Below are 1,194 nucleotides of genomic sequence, written 5' to 3'. Positions count from 1 at the left end.
AGTGTAAAACGGCTCAGACCATCGGTTTGACTGACATTGAGTAGCTGTGGGATGGGTTTAAATAAATAGTCGCCAAATGCAGTGAGCTCTTGTTGCATCACTCTAATCGCATCCTCTAGCTTGGCATCTTGGTCAAAAAGCTTCAGTCGTTGTTCCAAGGTGTTGAATTTGGATTTACCGTAAGCATAATTGCCACGGCCCCAGAAGGAGCCCTTTAAAAACAGTTGGGTTTTGTCGTCCATTACAGAGGCTCTGATTATTTCTAGCGTTAATGCCGTCACCCCAAGTACCACAGCAGCGACCGCCATAACCGGCGCCGCCGCAGGCACCAGTGCCACCCAGGCGCAATACGCTGCCATGCCATTGACCAACAGTGTTACCCCTGACATTGCCGTAGCCAAGGCATTTTGGTTACCAACCAAATCGGTGCCGAGTTGATACCCGCTGCCCAGTGCGGCAACCACACCGCCGATCACCGGCAACCAGCGAAAAGTGATTTTTACGAACTTCGTAACACCATTACCAATGCGTTCAGCTACCACGATTGTTTTTTGCGAGGTAAGTTTGAAGTCTCTTAATAATGACGTTAATGATTTAGAGGTTGAGTTGCCAAGCAGCTTAGCACCATCTTCCTTCATAAACTCAGTAAAGACCTGTTTACCGCCGACTTGACCAAAGCGTGCCCCGGCAAAGTGATCGAGAGCGGCAAAAGAACTGGTGATCAATCCGACCCAGGCGTTTGCACGATCAACGACCCATTTTAGAGGATTTTCCGAAAACTGACTGTTGACTTGTGACGTGTTGTAAACCTGAACTAAAAAGAACAGGCCGACAGCGGTGTTTTGCACATTGGGGGTAAATACCTGCTCTGTTTGGCGATAGAGCTTCACCAAGGCGGTTTTTTCACTTAAGAAATCATTGCCGTTAACCTGTTTAAGCCAATATTTCGCGTGCTTTTCAACCGTAGTTAACTTTTTATCTGGGGCAGACGTCTGGTTGACCGCATACAGGTTGAGCGTTTGAGTACTGGTTTGCTGTTGTGGAGCGTTGGTGATATGCCCGGTTGCCGCAAAGACCATCACGGCATACGAAGCCTCAATATCAAACATCACATCAGCCAGATTGCTGGTTACCAATGGGAATTGATAGTTATAGCGGTAAGTGAGCAGGCTATAGGTCTCCTGCCAAAGCACA

The 1,194-nt window shown here is 47.9% G+C and carries 1 protein-coding gene; it reads right to left on the bottom strand.

All coding sequences use genetic code 11. The annotated features are described in order from the left end of the window. The coding region (locus ACQEXR_RS20205; protein ID WP_427021041.1) for a hypothetical protein at nt 1-1,194 on the bottom strand (1,194 nt) is incomplete at both ends.

Origin of the sequence: Vibrio sp. TRT 2004 (genome assembly GCF_050113735.1) — a bacterium.
Taxonomy (GTDB): Bacteria; Pseudomonadota; Gammaproteobacteria; order Enterobacterales; family Vibrionaceae; genus Vibrio.
Note: the sequence above shows the minus strand (reverse complement) of the source record. Positions and strands in the feature narration are given on the sequence as shown.